Here is a 19,555-nt window from a genome sequence, read left to right as displayed (position 1 = left end):
CTAAAGTGCTAAATTAGCATGTTTTTTTAGGATTTCTAAAATTGTTATCCATTCTCAACTTAAATTTACTTTGTAATATTCTATAAGGAATTTTTCTTACAATTGCATTACTCTCAACAAGATATTAGATAACTAACTGATAATCATGTAGTAAAAACCAAAATAAGCACATACTTTCAAAAACAGTTCTTTTTATCAAGAATCAATGCTACCTTGCTAAAAAAACCATTTAATGGATAAATTCTAAAATTACCTTAAAACTAATCAAAAGACTACTATTTGATTGTGAATTCTGAATCCTTTTTCGACCACAAATAAAAGAAAAAGCATGAATTCCATTGTCCTAATGGAAACACCAAAATTAAAGTAAAAAAAGTAATACTGTTTAAGCAAAACAACCTTTTTAACAACACTTAATCCAGGAATCATAAGGATTAATACTTTTATTAAAAAAAACTACTGCATAATAGTGCTATTTATTATTTTATTTTCGAAACACAAAATTATCTTTTATCTTTTTTCTATTACACTTAAATGAATACTCTACATTAAAATTTAATGATATTCGTCGGTTTTAAAGATAAATTATCCCTTAAGTACAAACCTATGACCCCCATTAATGCAGTAATTATTACGAAAGAAAAAGACACTTTACAAATCATTAAAAAATTTGAAAAAGAAAACTTTATGATTCTTAAAATAGTAAACGAAACTACCTCTATAATTGAAGGAATCACTAACATTCAATTACACAAACCAGATCTCGTATTATTAGATATTTCCTTTAAAGACGATACTTTTTTTGATATGCTCAATGAATTAGAAATGAGTATTCCTAAACTGGTATTCATTTCTGCCAATAAGCAAGATGCTGTAAAAGCATTTAAACAAAATGCAATTGATTTTATTTTAAAACCCGTCGATTTTAATTCTCTAATTTTAGCTGTTTACAAAACAATTAAAAGAACAAAAATGGAGCGATCTTATCAAAACCAGAAAATTAAGGCTATTGAGCTATTAAACTCTTTAAATCAACCAAACGATTATGTTGCCGTATCCTCTTTAGATAAAATTGAACTCATTACTAAGGCAGAAATTATTTATTGCCAGGCAGAAGGAAGATATACTACTTTTTTTCTCCGGAATGGAAAGAAGATTATGTCCAGTAAAAATTTAGGAGAGTATAGTGCGATTCTAGATCCTAACTATTTTTTTAGAATTCACCACTCCTATATTATTAATCTGCGTCACTTAGTCAAAATTTCTAAAAAAGAAGGTTACTTTTGTGAATTTCCTAATGGTGTGCTTTTAGCCGTAGCCAAAAGACGACAAGAAGATTTTAATAAATTCATTAAATTAAAAGAATAGTAATTTCATATTAAAATAAAGGAGTTTTTTTCTCGTTTTAAAACGTTAAGTATTCCCTTTATTACTGCACTTAAAAACAAAAATTATGAAAAATGAGTTAGAACCAAAATTCGAAAAAGTCATTATTATTGATGATAATCCCATCGAACGATACTGTTTTTCTAGAATAGTTCTCAATAATAATTTTGGAAAAAAAGTCATTGAGTTCTCACTAGCAAGTGAAGCCATAAGTTATTTAGAAAATCAGAAAAATACAAATCAGATGCCTCAGATAATTTTTATAGATTTATACATGCCACATTTTTCGGGTTTTGAATTTCTGGAAGCTTATGACAAATTACCGCTGACTGTGAAAAATAATTCTAAGGTATTTATTATTTCAAACACAATTGACGATGTAGATATTGCTCGAGTTTACAGGGATCAAAATGTGGTTTCCTTTCAACAAAAACCAATTACAAAGAAATTCCTGGATCGAATTATACCCGAAAAAATTTATTTTTGAATTGATAATAAATGTAATACTAAAATGTAAGCATTTTGAATTTAAAAAATTAACATAGAGAGTATCGTTCATATCATATCTATCAAACTTGACTGATAAGAGTAAAGCAAGGGGAGCACTTTTTTATAAAAATATATCTTATGGATTTAAAGAGATTTGAAATCAAGAAAAATATTCAAAAAACTGATGATAAAAACTTGTCGTTTCGTGTTTTTGAACTCGGTATTCAAAGCACTGAAGATTATTTAAAGCCACATAAAAAAGATCATTTTTGTATTATTCTAGTCGAGTCGGGAAATATTAAAGTTCATATTGAAGATAAAATATATTTATTAAAATCAGGAAATATATCTATTATATTTCCTGATCAAATACACTTTCTTTCAAATTTAAGTAATGATTTGGCTGGTAAAATTATACTATTTGAAGAAGTATTATTTTGTTCCGATATATTGAAAAATGAACTTAGTGCTTATAATGTAAATCTATCGTCACACCTTAATAACACTGTGCTTTCTGATCCTGAATTTAAAAATATTATCCCAATTGTTAAGAATATACAAGATATTTACAATACCCCAAGTTTAGTTAAAAAAGAGCAGGCTCGTTTTTATATCAAAATTTTTCTTTTAGGACTTATAGAATCAATACACGGGCAACATCCTGTTTTGCATCACGACACGCAAGGACCAAACCAACATATTTATATTGCTTTTAAAAAACTTTTAAACCATCACTATAAAATTGAGCGCAGCGTACAGTATTATGCATCTAAACTGTCTATCAGTACTAAAAAACTCAATTCCTTAACTAAAAAATATTGTGGCGAAACTGCAATAAATGCAATCCATAACCGCATTCTTATTGAAATTAAAAGACAATTATTATTTTCTGATCACTCTCACAAAGAAATCGCATTTGACCTTGGGTTTAGTTCACCATCTGCACTTAATAAATTTGTAAAATCTAAACTAAAGGAAACTCCAACAGACCTCCAACACGGACTGGCGCAAATTTATACCGCATAGTCTTGTTTATATAACATCCCACCTTCACTGCTGCCATATCTTTGCACCAGTAATTAATACTATTCAAATAAAGACTCACTGCAGTTGCTAAAAAGCGATTTCAGCTTAATTATTTAGTTTGATGCTGTTTAGGAGAAATTAAAAAAAGGTATACTGTAATTTTAATTACGCAAAACCAAAAGGCAAACACTCGAGAACAGCATGCTGGAATTACCCAATCGTATTACTAAGAATTGGAATATTTAAAGGAACGCATGACTTTACTTAAATAAAACAAAATGAACACGGATACTTTGACAAACAATAATCTGCTTGCTATTTTAGAGGAAAATAGACAACTGGCAAATCAGATAAATCCTAAACAGATAAAGGTTTTGGTTCACGAAATTAAAGCCGCCAAACGAATTTTTGTTATGGCAGCTGGGAGGAGCGGACTTGCATTAAAAATGGCAGCCATGCGGTTTATGCATTTAGGATATACTGTATTTATTGTAGGAGAGACAAACACACCTGCTATTTTAAAAGGAGATTTACTCCTTCTGGCATCTGGTTCCGGAACTACAGCTTCCGTGCTTTCATCGGCTGAGAAAGCGAAGAGTCAACAAGCTACTGTAATTGCTATTACTGCGGATGCAGAAAGCAAATTAGCAGTATTAGCAGACACTATCATACTAGTAAACGCTGCGACAAAAACAGACTTCGGTGTTTCCGTTTCTAAACAATATGCAGGAAGCCTTTTTGAACAGTTTACATTACTGGTGTTAGAAAGTGTTTTTATGACCTTATGGCAAGAATCTGGTTTGACTAAAGAAGATCTATGGCCCAAACACGCCAACCTAGAATAACAATTTTTTATATTATTTATTATTAATTTTTTTTATACATTTAGACATGACAAAATTACAAGTCGCAATTGATTTACTTACTACAGAAGCAGCATTAGAATTGGCACACAAAGTAGCACCTTACGTGGACATTATAGAATTAGGAACACCGTTAATTAAATCAGAAGGCCTTAAGGTTGTAACGGCAATGAAAGCCGCTTTTCCTGACAAATTAATTTTTGCAGACATGAAAATTGCTGATACTGGTTTCCTAGAAGCAGAGATCGCATTTTTAGCAGGTGCAGATTTAGTTACTGTTATGGGTGCTGTTGATAATGCTACCATAAAGGGAGCGGTAGAAGCTGCAAAAAAACACGGTAAAAAGGTAGTAGTTGATACTATTGGAGTTAAAAATAGAGTAGAAAGAGCTCAAGAGGTAACTGCTTTTGGAGTTGCTTTTGTAGAGTTACATGCTGGTCTTGACGAACAAACATTAGCAGGTTACTCTGTACAAACACTGATTAGCGAAGGAACATTAGCAAAAGTTCCCTTTTCTGTTGCAGGTGGTGTAAACATCGATACAATAAAAGATGTTGTAGCTGCTGGTGCAGATGTAGCTGTTGCAGGTGGTGCCATATATGGCGCTGAAGATCCTGCTGCTGCTGCTAAAGCATTAAAAGACGCTATAAACAGTGTAACTGTAGCGTAACTATTGGATTAAGGCTGGAATTTATAAATAAATTCCAGCCTTTTTTTGTATTATAAATTTAGATAATTATGAAAAAATTTGATTTTGGTATAGTTGGCCTAGGGGTAATGGGTCGGAATCTACTCTTAAATATGGCTGACCAAAAACATGCTGTGGCAGGCTTGGACTTGGATACGGAAAAAGTTTTATCTCTAACACAGGAAGCTAATCCCCAACACCAAATTAAGGCCACAACAGAAGTAAAAGAGTTTCTCGAACTTCTTAAACAACCTAGAGCTATTATGCTATTAGTACCTGCAGGAAAGCCTGTAGACACTGTAATTCAAAGCCTACTGCCCCACCTAGATAAAGGAGACATTCTTATCGACGGTGGCAATACCTATTTTACGGATACCGACCGTAGATTTAGAGAGTTATCCGCCAAAGGGATTCACTTTTTTGGAATGGGTATTTCCGGTGGTGAAAAAGGAGCTCGATTTGGCCCCAGCCTTATGCCCGGCGGTAATAAAGAAGCCTATGAAAGACTTCGCCCTATTTTTGAATCCATAGCAGCCAAAGTAGACGGAGAACCTTGTGTAGCTTATTTAGGAAACGGATCTGCAGGTAATTACGTAAAAATGGCTCATAACGGAATTGAGTATGGTATTATGCAGCTTATTTCTGAGGTATATGATCTTATGAAACGAGGGTACGAATTAGACGACACTACGATTCAACACGTATTTGAAGACTGGAATGATACTGAACTTCAATCTTACCTGATTGAAATTACAGGACATATTTTAAAGAAAACAGATACTGACGGCCAAAAACTTATAAATGTAATATCCGATTGGGCAAAATCTAAAGGAACGGGAAAATGGACCTCACAAAATGGAATGGATTTAGAAGTGCCACTTCCCACGATAGACGCCGCAGTAACGCTGCGTAATATGTCTAAAAACAAACCGGAAAGAATCATAGCTTCAACAAAATTAATTTGGAATACGGAACAAAGTAACACGGACCTGCCTAAGGCTATTGAAGCTCTTAAAGGAGCGTTACATTTTTCTATATTAATAACCTATGCCCAAGGATTAGCTTTATTAACCAAAGCTTCACAAGAGTATAATTATGATCTGAACCTAGAAACCATAGCCAAAATTTGGCGCGGTGGATGTATTATCCGCTCGGTAGTACTTGAAGATTTCCGTCAGGCTTATGCCAAGAATGGAGAACTAAAAAACATACTGCTCGATGATGCTATTGCAAAGACTATAAATGAAAATCAATCCAGCATTAGGACTACAGTACAATTCGCAGTTCAAAAAGGAATCCCTGTTGCGGGTTTAATGAATTCATTAGCCTATTTTGATGCTTACCGATCCGAAAAACTTCCTACCAACCTTATACAAGCGCAGCGAGATTACTTTGGGGCACACACCTATGAGCGCATTGACACTAACGGTATATTTCACACAGAGTGGAATGACTAAATTTTAAATGGAACAAAATGAATAATCTCGATACTATAAAGCCAACCATCATTCTTGTTTTTGGGGCAACAGGTGACTTAGCAAAAAGAAAGCTTTTCCCTGCCTTTTATAATCTTTACCTTGATGGTCGAATGCCAGAAAAGTTTGAGATCGTTGCGCTCGGAAGAGCAAAAAGTAGCGATGATACCTTTAGAAGTAATGTGAGTACTAACTTGACAGCGTTTTCCAGAAATAAAATAACCTCTGAAAAAGCCTACCAGAAATTTGCTTCCCATATCACCTATTTACAAAATGATATCGACCAAGAAGAATCATTTCAGATCCTGAAATCAAAATTGGACGCCATAGATTTGTCCTTTGGTGAACGTGCCAATAGACTTTTTTACTTATCAATAGCACCCTCATTCATTGTAACGATTTCTAACAATATAAAAAAATTAGACCTTGCCGCTAATCCGGAACAGGATCGTATCATTATTGAAAAACCCTTTGGTTACAATAAAAGTTCTGCAGAGTTGCTAAATAAGTTATTGTCAGAAACATTTAAAGAAAAACAGATTTACAGAATAGATCACTATCTGGGCAAAGAAACAGTACAGAATATCCTAGCTTTCCGCTTTGGAAATTCAATGTTTGAGCCGCTCTGGAACCGTAACTTTATTGATTCTGTACAGATTACTGTTGCAGAAGAAGTGGGGGTTGAAGACCGTGGCAGTTTTTATGAAGGTGCCGGAGCGTTAAGAGATATGATACAAAATCACTTGATGCAAATTTTAACTATGGTGGCAATGGAAGCTCCTAACTCATTACAAGCAGATGAGATAAGAAATCGCAAAGCTGACGTTTTAAAAGCAATACGCCGCATAACTGCTGAGGAAGTAAAACATTACACGGTAAGGGGTCAGTATGATAAGGGCTCGATAAAAGACAAACAAGTACCCGGATATTTACAGGAAAAAGGTGTTGGGGCAAATTCAAATACAGAAACATTTGTAGCGATGAAATTTTACTTGGATAACTGGCGGTGGCAGGATGTTCCCTTTTATGTTCGAACGGGCAAAAGAATGAAAGAAAAACAATCCTCTATCGTCATACAGTTCAATCCGGTAACCCATTCAACCTTTTCTTTTGGGAAAGAAAATATGATGCCAAACCGCTTAATTATAAACATTCAGCCAGCAATGGATATTCGGTTACAGTTTATGACAAAAAAACCGGGCCTGTCTCTTTCGCTGAAACCTGCTGAGATGGTGTTTGATTATTTTTCATGCTCTACACAATCACCTGAAGCCTATGAAACACTATTACTGGATGCTTTGCAGGGAGACCCCACATTATTTATGCGTTCGGATCAGGTTGAAGAAGCTTGGGATGTAGTTACCACCATTCAGGAAGCCTGGGAAAATGATAAATTTTCAAGTTTATATAAATATGAAGCGGGCGGCTGGGGGCCTGAAGCAGCAAATGAATTACTAGCCCGACAGGGACATGCCTGGGCATCAAACACACTTAATGACGTAGAACCAGAAGAAAAAAAGTAACAAATGATAAGTATTTTCAATAATAAAGAAGAAATAGCACCCCACGCAGCCAATATATTTATAGCTGCTGCACAAAATGCAATACAGCAACGAGGCCGTTTTTTAGTAGCACTTACCGGCGGTTCTTCTCCTGTTTCCATCTATAAGCTTTTGGCAACTCCCCAATACAAAACTAAAATAGATTGGAATAATGTTTTTGTTTTTTGGGGTGATGAGCGCTGGGTGTCGCTTGAGGATGCTCGCAGTAACGCAAAAATGTCATATGATTACCTACTAAGTCATGTTGAAATACCAAAAAGCAACATATTTCCAATGTATAAGGAAGGTTTTTTACCTGAAGAATATGCTTTGGAATATGAAAAATCGATTAAAGGTCTTACAGGAGAAAATGGACAATTTGACCTCATTTTATTAGGAATGGGAGATGATGGTCATACCGCTTCACTTTTTCCAGGTGAAGCTGTATTACAAGAGAATCATAAATGGGTATCGGCCTATTATCTTGAGTCGCAAAGTATGTATCGAATAACGCTTACTGCTTCTATCATTAATAAAGCAAAGGAAATTGTGGTAGTAACTTTTGGAGAAAATAAAGCGCATGCACTAAATGAAGTTTTATATGGAGATTACAATCCCGAAAAATTTCCGATGCAATTAATTAAACCTTTAGATGGAAATTTGTTGTTCTTGACCGATAAAGCCGCTGTGAGTGGGTAAATACTTAAATATGCAAACAAAAACTCTACATTTAGTCTGGCTACATTTTATAATTAACTAAATTGTTAAAATTCTTCTATAATGACATAATTAAAAACGTCCTGTTTTCTTTTTTAATTGTGTAAAATGTGATGGTTTAACAATTTTTAGTCCCCTTTTAGAAAGAAATTAGTTTGTTTGCCTTTTATTAGTTTAAATGAGCACTAAGCTGCAGTATTATTCCTGCTATGCGCTCTAAATTAATATTGCTATTTTTCCTTACCGAACTACAGATTTTTACAAAATTTTTGCAAGTCCTAATAAATACCTCTTTCGGAATGAAGAATCAAATCTTGCTCAAACTCCTCGAACTCTTACCGTCATTTATATAGCTCAGTCACATTAGCTATCTATTCTTTTCCTTAATTTTCTGAAGATATAAGGTTGTGGTTACTAGTCTTTTTAATTTATTCTTTTTAATGTTTTAATTTAACGCTTACTGTTTGAAATAAATCCAATTGTATTTATTCAGACAAATAACCTCTATCCAGCCAAAAGAGTCAACCTGATGCAAGTATATGGAATTACACACAACAGTTTTTAACAGTTTTTTGAAAAACTCAAATTATTGAATTCAAATTATTTTAGTTAAATTTAAATTTTTAACGTTTTTTTTTAGCCTTTAAAAACAAGTAATTAACAAAACAAAAGCTTTTCTTGGTTTTTATCAAAAGTCTTCCCCTTGCTTATTTATCACTTATGACGTAGTAGGCATCAGTTGTTACTTCTCGTTTTACAGATATCAACATACTAAATACATTTGTGACGTAGTTGGTGCTTTTACTAACACAAAATCAATTATTTAAAACTGATTAAGGATGAGGACATAACCTGTACTTGCCCCTTAATTTTAACCTCAAAATTTTTTACCATGAAAAAAATTACATTACTTTTATCAATTATGGCTTTGTCTGCTGTTTTTAGTTCAAGTGTATTGGCACAACAAACTGCTTCTGCTACTTCTTCTGCTAGTACTACTATTGTTGCTCCAATTGCAATTAGCAAAACAACCTCAATGACTTTCGGTTCTTTTGCAACTGGTACTGCAGGTACATTAGTTATGAGTCCTCAAGCAGTTAGAACTTCAACTGGCGGAGTAAAATTAACTGCAGCTACTGGATCCCCTACTGCTGCTGCATTTACAGTAACAGGTGAAGGATCATACGGTTATACAGTTACATTACCTAGTTCACTTACACTTACGACTGCAACTACAGGTACAGGAACAATTAAAACTATGGTAGTTGATACTTTTACAAGTTCACTTGCTAGTGGAATAGGTGCTTTGGCTAGTGGTACCCAAAACTTCACTGTTGGTGCTACACTTAATGTTGGAATTGATCAAGCTATTGGTTTATATGAAAACACTACTGGCTTCACAGTTACAGTAAATTATAACTAGATTGTATAAAAGGGTGCTTAGAAATAAGCACCCTTTTTTTATAATTTGAGGATGCCTAATCCATAAAATAGAAAAATAAATACCACAAAATCAATTATTTTCATGACCAAAAAAAGTGTTCTTATTCTAGTCCTTTTATTAAATTTTTCGTTTCCATTACTGGCACAAGGCGATTTAATGGTATTCCCTAAACGCATTGTTTTTGACGGAATTAAAAACGTTGTTCAAAATGTTAATTTATCCAATACTGGAAAGGACACTATAACCTATAGATTGTCTTATAATCAGATTCAAATGGATAAAGATGGTAGATTCAATACGATAGAACATCCAGAAGAAAATCAAAATTTTGCCTCACCGTATCTTCGCTATTATCCTCACACCGTAACTTTGGCGCCCAATGAATCGCAAATAGTAAAAATTCAACTCATTAAAACTAGCGAATTAAAAGAAGGCGAATACCGTTCTCATCTTTATTTCCGTGCGGTTCCTAAAACTAAACTTTTAGAAATCGAAACACCCGCAACAGATACGTTAAAGCCAAAGGGTTTAGATATTCAATTAACCCCCATTTATGGGATTTCAATTGCAAATATTATAACGATAGGAACCTCAAATACGGTAGTGACCTTATCTAATTTGGCTTTACTTACTCCGCAGGAATTAACCCTGGATATTAACCGCACCGGTAATCAATCGGCATATGGTGAACTAAATGTAAATTATATTTCTCCGGAGGGAATTAGCACTAATGTGGGTTTAATAAAAGGCTATGCAATATATGCACCAGGAAATTTGCGTAAAACCAAAATTAAACTAAATACTATTCCAAGTATTGATTTTTCCAAGGGAAAACTACAAGTGACTTATTTCACTCTTAATCAAGAAGCTGTTTACGCAGAGTCATTCTTAGATTTGTCAGCCTAGAAAAGAATTTGGTCTGATGATATTAATAATGGCACCAAATAAGAATTCCTCTTCTGTTATTTGTTTTGATTTTTTATAAAATCACAGTTAAAAATCACAATTTAAAATTTGTTAGGTAGGACTAGTTTTTCATGATAATTATAACGAAAACAGCAATTTATAAGTATTTGTAACTAAAAGGAAAATAAATAATTAAACTACTTTTTTAAAACATACAAAAAAAGTCTCATCTCTTTTACATTTAATAAAATATAGAAAGAGAAAAAAAATTAGGTTGCAGACACAAAAGATTATAAAGTATACAACCTCTAAATTGATACAATATTGAGTATTATCAAAAAATTAAAAATAACGAAACTTCTAATAACGAGTGTAATCCTATTTATATTTATTATCGACTTGATAATTCCGTTAGGTGCAGCAATAGCAGTCTTGTATATAGTCCCTTTAGTTATTTCCTATCCCTTAAGCAAAAATAAAATACTTATATTCACCATAGTATCGACTACTTTAACATTAATTGACACAATCATTTACTACAGCTCCGAGGTACATTATAGTGTTTTTACTAACAGAGCCTTGTCAATTATTACTATCTGGATATCTTACTTTGTTATTCTCAGATACAAGGATTTAAAGATTCTAAAAGAAACAGAAAAAGAGAAGTACTTAAATTCCATTAGTGAAGTGCTTTTTAAAGTATCCCATCAAATTCGAAGTCCTATATGCCGAATTCAAGGTCTTATTAATCATGTGGATTCTAACAATATATCAAAAGAAGAGTTAGAAAGTATCAGTAATTATTTAAAAGATTCAGTTGCTGAACTAGACACGTTTACAAGGACTTTGACGGATTTTTTAGATAAAATTCGAAGTGAAAACATTTATGGGCAAATAAATTCTAATTAATTTTATTTACATAACAACTCAATAATGATAATAGTTTGCAACCAGTCGTGCAAAAATCCTACTACTTAACAATTTGGTTAAAGTATTGATTAATTACATCATATCCAGATTTTTGATTAAAACCTCCTACTGTGCCAAACCACAACTCATTCTTAAAAATTAACTTTCTTTAGCAAAAGTACTTGCTATCTCTACGCTCTACATGACTAAACTGTCTTTTATACTGTACCTTTTATTGTTCTGCACGATATCCTTTTCTGGTGCGGCACAAGAGAAAGAGTGTGATGAAGTCTTAGTACTACTCAAAGTCAAATATATTGGAGATAGCGAAATTTCCTCTATAATATGCAAATCCGAAGTCTATCTTTCGGTATCTGAAGTATTCGATTTTATAAAAATAAAAAATAATCCAAATTCTAATTTTAGCGTTATTGATGGATTTTTTATCAATCAAAAGAATACCTTCAAAATTGACCAAAGCACCAACACAATTACCTACAAGGAACAGGTCTTTAGCTTAAAATCTGATGATTTAATTTCTACCACTACCAATTTATTCTTGAAAGCTTCTTATTTTAATGAAGTATTTAATCTGGAAAACAGCTTCAGCTTTAGAAGTTTATCAGTTAACCTGTCTTCAAAACTCGAACTTCCTACTATTAGAGAAGCTCGTTTACAAAGTATGCGAGATAATTTAAACAAAATGAAATTGGAATTTATAGCAGATACGACAGTAGTACGAGACAAACCACTACTTCATTTTGGAACAGCAAATTGGGCCTTTAATTCAATCCAGCAATCAGGAGGAAGTCATTCAGAAAGAATGCTCCTCAATTTAGGCAGTATTGTAGCTGGAGGCGAACTGACCACTTCCCTAAATTATACCAGCAACCAGGCAATTGTAGCTAAAAACCAGTTTTATCGATGGCGGTATGTGAATAATGAAAACAAATATATTAAGCAACTTACACTAGGGAAAATTTCAGCTCCTTCTAAAGCGACAATTTTGTTTCCTATTATCGGAGTACAGCTATCGAATGCCTCTACTCGAATCCGAAAATCTTTCGGCACCTATATTTTGAGCGAACATACCCAAGCCAATTGGATGGTTGAACTTTACATCAATAATGTATTAATCGATTATCTCCAGGCGGACACAAACGGTTTTTTTTCGTTTAACGTTCCTCTAATGTACGGACGAACCGAAGTTACTCTAAGATATTATGGACCTTGGGGAGAAGAGCAATTTTTCAGCAATCAATTTGTAGTTCCTGCTCTTTTTCTTCCAAAAAAGGAAATCGAATATACAATTAGTTCCGGGATTATTGAGGATGGAGAAGGTAGTGTTTTTAGCAGTGCAAAAGCAAATTATGGTCTTTCCAATCATATTACTTTGGGCGCTGGAGCGGAATATATTTCCTCTTTTGAATCTAATAAAATTATTCCCTTTTTAAATTCTTCCTTTAGATTGGCTTCCCAATTATTTCTTTTGGGAAGTTATCATGCTAAAGTTCTTTATGAAATAAATTTGAACTATACGACAGCGAAAAACCTTCGATTTGACTTTGATTACAGTAAATACGACAAGAACCAACAAGCCATTCGATTCAATTATTCTGAAATTAGGAAAGCAAGTATTTCAATGCCGATACGCAGTCCTTTCTTTTCAGGGAATTCCCGATTTACCATTCAACAAAACCTGTTTAATACCACAAAATTTACCACTTCCGAATTTTTGCTCTCCGGAAATTCGTTTGGTTTTAATTTAAATTTTACAACTAATGCCTTTTTTACCGAAACGAACAAACCATTAGTGTACAGCAATATTTCTATATCCTTACAACTTCCTGAAAAATTTGTCATTGTACCGCAATTACGGTACGGATATGATGCTGATGCCATGGCCTCATTGCAAACACAATTGAGAAAACCAATTTTTAAAAAAGGCTATATTCAAGCCTCTTTAGATTATAATTTTAAAAATCAAAATAGTAGTTTTCAAATTAGTTTCACGCATAATTTCGATCATATCAATACCGGATTTTCTAGTATTTTTTATAAAAATAGTGCTTCTTTTTCGCAATCTGCTACCGGAAGTATAATCTTTGAACCCCAATCTGATTTTGTAAGTTTTAATAACCGAATAAGTGTCGGTAGAGGAAGTATAAAATTTATTCCATTTTTAGACATCAATAGAAATGGAAAAAGAGATACTGAAGAACCTTTGGTAAAAGGAGTAAATATTGTATTTATGGGCGGTGGCCGTCAGCTCGTTAATCCCGATGGAACTACCATTATAACTGGATTAGAACCCTATATTAAAAATTATGTAGAGCTTAACACTAACAAAGTTAATTCCATTGCTTGGCGCATAAAAAACAAAACTTTAAATTGTACATTAAATCCCAATCAATTAAAAATAATTGAAATTCCGCTTGTAGTTGTTGGAGAAGTCTCTGGAATGGTGTATCAAAGAAAAAATCAGCAACTTTCTGGAATTGGTGGCTTAAAAATAACTATTTATGACCTGAACGGTACATTTATCACCCATATTCTTTCGGAGCCTGATGGCTATTTTAGTTTCTTAGGTTTAAAATCGGGGCAGTATGTTGCAAAAATAGACTCACTTCAATTAGAAAATTTACAAATGATGGCAGATCCCTCCTACCAGAATTTTGAAATCGATAATGGTGTTGATGGGGCTTTTGTGGATACACTTAAGTTTGTACTTCAAAAAAAAAATAAGTAAATCTACTTTATCTTCACAGAGGTCATACTTAAAGAACCCGCCAATAGTTTATCATTAAACAAACTCAGTTCTTCGGATTTTCCTTTTAATCCCAAAGTGTAAATCAAAGGCAAATAATGTTCTGGTGTAGGAATCGCTAATTGAAACGCTTTGTTTTGTTTCTCAAAATCAATCAATGGTTGGAAATTCCCGTCCAGTAAATAATTGTTTACTGATTCCCTTGCTTCAATTGCCCAATCGTAACCGTAATTGTCTTTATCGAAATTGTGATAATCGACCAACCTTAAATTATGCACAATATTTCCGCTGCCTACAATCAGAATTCCTTTGGTACGCAACTCGCTTAGTTTTTGAGCCAACTCAAAATGGTATTGCCCAGATTTTGTATAATCAATACTCAACTGAATTACGGGAACATTCGCTTCTGGATATAAATGTTTGATGACACTCCAGGCACCGTGATCCAAACCCCAATGTTCGTCCAGCTCTACTTCTACCGGAGTCAACAATTGTTTGGTTTCGATCGCTAATTCCGGACTTCCTTTCGCGGGATATTGCACGTCAAACAACGCTTGCGGAAAACCACCAAAGTCATGAATCGTTCTTGGCATATCCATTGCGGTAACCTTTGTCCCTTTGGTAAACCAATGCGCCGAAATACACAAAATGGCATTTGGTTGTGGTAACGTTTTAGCCAAGTTTCGAAAACCCGTCACAAACTGATTTTCTTCAATGGCATTCATCGGACTTCCGTGCCCTAGAAACAGCACCGGCATTTTTTCGGTATTCGAAAAAGAACCTGAAATTTTATGTAAGTCGTTTAGTGTATTCATAATAAATATTTATTTTTAAACCATTAAGAAATTTAAGTTATTTAAGGTGTTACTATAATGACTTAATAACCTTAAATTTCTTAATGGTTTAATTTAAAAAAATTATTCTACAAAATTCTCATCTTTAAATCCTATCAAATATAATTTATTTTTTGCTCGGGTCATTGCAGTGTACAACCAGCGAATGTAATCTCGATTGATGCCATCCGGCAAATACGGTTGTTCTATAAAAACGGTATTCCATTGTCCACCTTGTGATTTATGACACGTAATTGCATACGAGAATTTCACTTGCAAGCCATTGAAATATTCATTGGCTTTTACTTTTTGGAATTTTTGGAATTTGGTTTCACCTTCATAATCTTTCAATACTTCCTGATACAATCTATTGGATTCTTCATAGGTTAAAGATGGCGATTCACTTTTTATGGTGTCCATTAACAATACCGTTTCAAATGGAATCTGATTGGGGTAATCAATCATTCGTATTTTTACTTTGGCAAACTTAAAACCGTACAATTCTTTGATATTGAAAATTTCTAATATTTCGATAATATCACCATTGGCAATAAAACCGGCTTCATCAGAATCTTTCAACCAAAAATAATTGTTCTTTACCACCATCAGGAAATCTCCAGTTGATAGTTCGCTTTCTTTATCCAGGATTTTGGTTCTGATTTGCTCATTATATTGATTCGCCCTTTTATTGGAACGAACAATAAACGCGGTATCTTCAATACTATAATTACTGTAGGCAGAATTGATGGCATCTTGAATATCATAGCCATCGGTCAACCGAACAATATCTTTGAATTTCTTGACATCAAATTTGAATTCATCTATAAAGGAATCTTTCAATAATTCCCGAAGTTCCGTAGCGTTATGCAAAATCCCGGAATTTTCTTCCTGACGCATGACTTCGTCCAACTCAATATGTTCTACTTCCTTATCATAATTCATTCCCAAAGTACGAATGTCCAAAGCGGGGCTGATATCTAAATTCACAGGAGGCAACTGAGCGGTATCTCCCAATAAAATCATTTTGCAATTGGTTCCTGAATATACATACGAAATCAAATCATCTAATAAGGAACCATTTTCATATAACTTAGAATCGGAATTCGTATCCGAAATCATCGAAGCTTCATCGACTATGAAAATCGTGTTCTTGTGTTTGTTTTGTTGCAACGTAAACGAAACGCCACCACCGGAAGATTTCTTGGGGAAATATATTTTTTTATGAATTGTAAAAGCCGGTTTGTTCGAATAATTAGCAATTACTTTTGCCGCACGACCTGTCGGCGCCAGCAAAACATATTTTTTATTGATGTCCAATAAACTGTTTACAATCGTAGAAATCACGGTTGTTTTTCCCGTTCCTGCATATCCTTTTAATACGAAGATGGTTTTATTATCCGTTTCGGTTAAAAAAATAGCAATTTTTTGAAAAAAAATATCCTGTTTATACGTTGGTTGAAAAGGGAACTTTTTTTGTAAAAGACTATAAAACAGGGAGGAATTCATTTCGTATTATTTGACTGCAAAGTAAAGAATGTTTTTTCAATTTCAATGCCAATAGCAATTTCAATTTTCAATTACTACTATTGATTTTTGCCATTGCCATTGCAATTGATATTGTTATTGATTTTAAAATTTGTAAGTTTGCGTTGTTGAAAAAATCAATAGTATTATGAACATAGCCGAAAAAAAATATAAAAAACTTTCCATTCAAGTTTCCTTGACGGGGCTTTCTTTTTGTTGCTTTGACACGCTAAATAATACAGTAACTTCCTTTAACGAAGTCCATTTTGAGACCTTTCACAAAGCCACAAAAATTGAAGATTTGTTTGCCGATGCTTTTAGAGATTATCCAGAATTAAAGGATTCGTATGATGAAATTTTAGTGATTCATAATAACAACCTTTCTACTTTTGTTCCGGAACCGTTATTTGACGAAAACTTTTTAGGCAGTTATCTCCAATACAACACTAAAGTTTTTGAAACCGATTTTTTCGCTTTTGATGAAATTCCAAATTATCAAATGAATGCGGTGTATATTCCGTATGTGAATATCAATAATTTTTTCATTGATCAATTTGGTGCTTTCGATTACAAACATGCCAATAGCATTTTGGTTTCGAAACTTTTGGTAGCATCCAAAAATAAGGATGATAAAAAAATGTTTGTACATATTAATACCGGTCATTTTGAAATCATTGTGGTTCAGAACCAAAAATTATTACTTTTCAATTCTTTCGATTACAACACACCGGAAGATTTCTTGTATTACATTTTATTCACTGCCGAACAATTGAATTTAAATCCCGAGAACTTCCCATTGGAACTAATCGGAAATATTGATACCGAAAGTGATTATTATAAAATCGCTTACAAATACATTCGCAATGTTTCTCTTATTGATGTAGAGGATTTGCGATGGAACAATTATTTTTCTGAGGCCGAAAACAGAAATCATTTTATACTTTTCAACTCATGAGAATCATTTCAGGAAAATACAAAGGAAGACGCATTTTTCCACCAAAAGGATTACCCGTTCGTCCCACAACCGATATGTCTAAAGAAGCATTATTTAATGTTTTGAACAACCATTTCAGTTTTGAAGGACTTAAAATATTAGATTTATTCGCAGGAACCGGAAACATCAGTTACGAATTTGCCTCAAGAGGAAGTACGCCAATCACTTCTGTTGATGGTGATTTTGGTTGTGTAAAATTTATCAAGCAAGTCGCAGCCGAATATGATTTTAATATTGCAGCCACAAAAAGTGATGTTTTCACCTATTTAGAAAGATGTAAAACGTCTTACGATATTATTTTTGCAGATCCGCCTTATGCTTTAGACCAAAAAACTTTCGAAAAAATCATCTTGTTAGTTTTCGAAAAAGAATTACTTAATGAAGAAGGAATGATGGTAATCGAGCATTCGAAATATACCAAACTGGATCACATGATTCACTTTTCGTTCCAAAAAAGTTACGGAGGTTCTATTTTTAGTTTCTTCGAAATAGGCTCTGGTGATAAAGAAGATTCTGAAAACGAATCAGACCAAAACGATGGTGAAGAAGAATAGTTTTAGCTATTTATTTTTTAAGATAGTTTCTCCAATATTTTCTTATATATTGGAGTAGTAACTCCATATTTCAAACCTTCTTTTACAACATATTCAGTCAAGGAAACTACTTCGGTATTTCTTCCTGCCAATAAATCTCTGTGCATAGATGAGGTAGCATCTTTTGGAGTTTTTTCGAGTTTGATAATTGTTTGATTAACAATATCATTTGGTAATGCTAACCCTTTTGCCAAAGCGACAGCGGCTATCTCGTTTAACAATGAAATATAAACTGCTTTATTTTCAGGATGCTTCAAAATCTCTCCTATATTTTGGTTCAAATAGGAAGTAGCGGAAGCCAATGCGGAAATAAAAATGAACTTTTCCCACACCGTTTCTTCAATATTTTCTACCAAATAACTTTCGATATTGGCATTTTCGAAAATGGATTGCAGTTCATTCAATTTGGAAACTGGAGCATTTTTAGAACCAAAAAACAGTTTTTCATAAAGGCCTATTTTCTTGATAATTCCCGGAGATTCAATCATCGAAACAATATAAACACAACCTTGTAAAACCGTATTTTCAGGAAATAGTATTTGTATGCGTTCCGTGGCATCGACACCATTATATAAAGGTAGGATTACCGTTTTGTTAATAATGCAGTTTTTTATGGATTCAAAACTGGTTTCGATATCATAGGTTTTAGTCGCACAAATAAGGTAATCGAGTTTCCCAATTTCTTCTGAATTATTCGAAACTAAACTAGGAAAAACAGTTATTTCATTAGTGTCAGAAATAAGTTTCAATCCGTTTTGAGCTACTGCTTTTTGGGTTTCGCCACGAGCAATAAATATGATTTCGATAGTATCTGATTCAAAATAAGCTTTGGCTAATAATCCTCCAAAATAACCACCTACTCCACCGAGTCCTAAAATTCCAATTCTTGTTTTCATACCTGCTATTTAAAAATTAAACCATTAAGAAATTTAGAAAATTATGCCTTGCGACTTAATGAAACTTAATTTCTTAATGGTTCTCTTTTAGATTTAACAATCCTTACTTTTATTAAATGGTTTAATAAAAAAATGCAGACCTATAAGCCGGATTCTGTCTCCGATAAATCGGAGCCTTATCATTTATCTAGATCCCGAATTACTTCGGGACTCAAGCTATCTACCCTTCAGCAACGAACGAGACGCCCTTAAATGCTGATATACTTGATATTTCACCGCATAGAGTTTACCTGGTTTCACTACAGCATTACCTGTACATACTTTCTGTTGCACTTGTCCTAATCCGATTACTCGAACCGACGGGAGTTACCCGCTATGCTTCCCTATGGTGTCCGGACTTTCCTCCCTCTTGATTGCTCAAAACGGCGATAAGGCGGTCTGCGGTGCGAAATTACAACAATTTTTCATGTATCTCAATTTTAGATTATTTACTTTAACAACCAT

At 33.4% G+C, this 19,555-nt stretch carries 16 protein-coding genes and 1 other RNA gene; 13 read left to right on the top strand and 4 right to left on the bottom strand.

The annotated features are described in order from the left end of the window. The first annotated feature begins 606 nt into the window (after window positions 1-606). The 11 genes from QLS65_RS12835 (at window position 607) to QLS65_RS12785 (ending at window position 14,193) form a co-directional block, all read left to right on the top strand. Window positions 607-1,368, top strand: coding sequence for a LytR/AlgR family response regulator transcription factor (locus QLS65_RS12835; protein WP_282718221.1), 762 nt, complete (start codon window positions 607-609; stop codon window positions 1,366-1,368). 85 nt (window positions 1,369-1,453) lie between these two features. After that, the gene (locus QLS65_RS12830; RefSeq protein ID WP_282718219.1) at window positions 1,454-1,873 is read left to right on the top strand and encodes a response regulator; all 420 of its coding nucleotides are present in this window, start codon (window positions 1,454-1,456) and stop codon (window positions 1,871-1,873) included. A gap of 140 nt (window positions 1,874-2,013) precedes the next feature. Beyond that, window positions 2,014-2,901: an AraC family transcriptional regulator gene (locus tag QLS65_RS12825; RefSeq protein ID WP_282718217.1), complete on the top strand. Its 888-nt coding sequence runs from the start codon at window positions 2,014-2,016 to the stop codon at window positions 2,899-2,901. A 278-nt stretch (window positions 2,902-3,179) separates the two neighbouring features. After that, window positions 3,180-3,746: a 6-phospho-3-hexuloisomerase gene (gene hxlB, locus QLS65_RS12820; protein WP_282713054.1), complete on the top strand. Its 567-nt coding sequence runs from the start codon at window positions 3,180-3,182 to the stop codon at window positions 3,744-3,746. 46 nt (window positions 3,747-3,792) lie between these two features. Further along, complete coding sequence (gene hxlA, locus QLS65_RS12815) at window positions 3,793-4,434, top strand: 3-hexulose-6-phosphate synthase (RefSeq protein WP_282718216.1); 642 nt, start codon at window positions 3,793-3,795, stop codon at window positions 4,432-4,434. 68 nt (window positions 4,435-4,502) lie between these two features. Further along, window positions 4,503-5,909 carry an NADP-dependent phosphogluconate dehydrogenase gene (gene gndA, locus QLS65_RS12810; RefSeq protein ID WP_282718214.1) on the top strand — a complete coding sequence of 469 codons (1,407 nt, stop codon included), beginning with the start codon at window positions 4,503-4,505 and terminating at the stop codon, window positions 5,907-5,909. Window positions 5,910-5,926: 17 nt separating this feature from the next. Next, a complete protein-coding gene (zwf, locus tag QLS65_RS12805; protein ID WP_282718211.1) occupies window positions 5,927-7,450 on the top strand; it encodes a glucose-6-phosphate dehydrogenase in 1,524 nt (507 codons plus the stop codon). A gap of 3 nt (window positions 7,451-7,453) precedes the next feature. After that, window positions 7,454-8,167, top strand: coding sequence for a 6-phosphogluconolactonase (pgl, locus tag QLS65_RS12800; RefSeq protein WP_282718209.1), 714 nt, complete (start codon window positions 7,454-7,456; stop codon window positions 8,165-8,167). Between the two features lie 910 nt (window positions 8,168-9,077). Then, complete coding sequence (locus tag QLS65_RS12795) at window positions 9,078-9,608, top strand: DUF4402 domain-containing protein (protein ID WP_282713059.1); 531 nt, start codon at window positions 9,078-9,080, stop codon at window positions 9,606-9,608. 102 nt (window positions 9,609-9,710) lie between these two features. Next, complete coding sequence (locus QLS65_RS12790) at window positions 9,711-10,535, top strand: fimbrial biogenesis chaperone (protein WP_282718207.1); 825 nt, start codon at window positions 9,711-9,713, stop codon at window positions 10,533-10,535. 1,111 nt (window positions 10,536-11,646) lie between these two features. Then, a complete protein-coding gene (locus tag QLS65_RS12785; RefSeq protein WP_282718205.1) occupies window positions 11,647-14,193 on the top strand; it encodes a hypothetical protein in 2,547 nt (848 codons plus the stop codon). 2 nt (window positions 14,194-14,195) lie between these two features. On the opposite strand, the gene ygiD is transcribed toward QLS65_RS12785, so the two are convergent. Then, window positions 14,196-15,026, bottom strand: a complete 831-nt coding sequence (ygiD, locus tag QLS65_RS12780) for a 4,5-DOPA-extradiol-dioxygenase (protein ID WP_282718203.1) — start codon at window positions 15,024-15,026, stop codon at window positions 14,196-14,198. 102 nt (window positions 15,027-15,128) lie between these two features. Next, window positions 15,129-16,550, bottom strand: coding sequence for an ATP-dependent DNA helicase (locus QLS65_RS12775; RefSeq protein WP_282718202.1), 1,422 nt, complete (start codon window positions 16,548-16,550; stop codon window positions 15,129-15,131). 166 nt (window positions 16,551-16,716) lie between these two features. On the opposite strand from QLS65_RS12775, the gene QLS65_RS12770 reads away from it, so the two are divergent. Beyond that, window positions 16,717-17,523 (top strand): DUF3822 family protein, encoded by an 807-nt coding sequence (locus QLS65_RS12770; protein WP_282718201.1) that lies wholly within the window; start codon window positions 16,717-16,719, stop codon window positions 17,521-17,523. Further along, complete coding sequence (locus tag QLS65_RS12765; protein WP_121341989.1) at window positions 17,520-18,116, top strand: RsmD family RNA methyltransferase; 597 nt, start codon at window positions 17,520-17,522, stop codon at window positions 18,114-18,116. Before QLS65_RS12770 ends, QLS65_RS12765 begins: the two co-directional genes overlap by 4 nt. A gap of 17 nt (window positions 18,117-18,133) precedes the next feature. On the opposite strand, the gene QLS65_RS12760 is transcribed toward QLS65_RS12765, so the two are convergent. Continuing rightward, on the bottom strand, window positions 18,134-19,051 hold the full coding sequence (locus QLS65_RS12760) for a ketopantoate reductase family protein (protein ID WP_282718200.1): 918 nt from the start codon (window positions 19,049-19,051) through the stop codon (window positions 18,134-18,136). Window positions 19,052-19,178: 127 nt separating this feature from the next. Further along, window positions 19,179-19,496, bottom strand: an RNA gene (rnpB, locus tag QLS65_RS12755) — RNase P RNA component class A. Window positions 19,497-19,555: the final 59 nt, after the last annotated feature.

The organism is Flavobacterium algoritolerans, assembly GCF_030010385.1.
GTDB classification, from domain to species: Bacteria; Bacteroidota; Bacteroidia; order Flavobacteriales; family Flavobacteriaceae; genus Flavobacterium; species Flavobacterium algoritolerans.
The sequence above is the reverse complement of the archived record's forward strand: the minus strand, read 5'-3'. Positions and strand labels throughout refer to the sequence as shown.

Bases quoted from the DNA above. Each gene is read 5' to 3' on its own strand.
- QLS65_RS12835 (WP_282718221.1), top strand. From the start codon at position 607: ATGACCCCCATTAATGCAGTAATTATTACGAAAGAAAAAGACACTTTA.
- QLS65_RS12830 (WP_282718219.1), top strand. From the start codon at position 1,454: ATGAAAAATGAGTTAGAACCAAAATTCGAAAAAGTCATTATTATTGAT.
- QLS65_RS12825 (WP_282718217.1), top strand. From the start codon at position 2,014: ATGGATTTAAAGAGATTTGAAATCAAGAAAAATATTCAAAAAACTGAT.
- hxlB (WP_282713054.1), top strand. From the start codon at position 3,180: ATGAACACGGATACTTTGACAAACAATAATCTGCTTGCTATTTTAGAG.
- hxlA (WP_282718216.1), top strand. From the start codon at position 3,793: ATGACAAAATTACAAGTCGCAATTGATTTACTTACTACAGAAGCAGCA.
- gndA (WP_282718214.1), top strand. From the start codon at position 4,503: ATGAAAAAATTTGATTTTGGTATAGTTGGCCTAGGGGTAATGGGTCGG.
- zwf (WP_282718211.1), top strand. From the start codon at position 5,927: ATGAATAATCTCGATACTATAAAGCCAACCATCATTCTTGTTTTTGGG.
- pgl (WP_282718209.1), top strand. From the start codon at position 7,454: ATGATAAGTATTTTCAATAATAAAGAAGAAATAGCACCCCACGCAGCC.
- QLS65_RS12795 (WP_282713059.1), top strand. From the start codon at position 9,078: ATGAAAAAAATTACATTACTTTTATCAATTATGGCTTTGTCTGCTGTT.
- QLS65_RS12790 (WP_282718207.1), top strand. From the start codon at position 9,711: ATGACCAAAAAAAGTGTTCTTATTCTAGTCCTTTTATTAAATTTTTCG.
- QLS65_RS12785 (WP_282718205.1), top strand. From the start codon at position 11,647: ATGACTAAACTGTCTTTTATACTGTACCTTTTATTGTTCTGCACGATA.
- ygiD (WP_282718203.1), bottom strand. From the start codon at position 15,026: ATGAATACACTAAACGACTTACATAAAATTTCAGGTTCTTTTTCGAAT.
- QLS65_RS12775 (WP_282718202.1), bottom strand. From the start codon at position 16,550: ATGAATTCCTCCCTGTTTTATAGTCTTTTACAAAAAAAGTTCCCTTTT.
- QLS65_RS12770 (WP_282718201.1), top strand. From the start codon at position 16,717: ATGAACATAGCCGAAAAAAAATATAAAAAACTTTCCATTCAAGTTTCC.
- QLS65_RS12765 (WP_121341989.1), top strand. From the start codon at position 17,520: ATGAGAATCATTTCAGGAAAATACAAAGGAAGACGCATTTTTCCACCA.
- QLS65_RS12760 (WP_282718200.1), bottom strand. From the start codon at position 19,051: ATGAAAACAAGAATTGGAATTTTAGGACTCGGTGGAGTAGGTGGTTAT.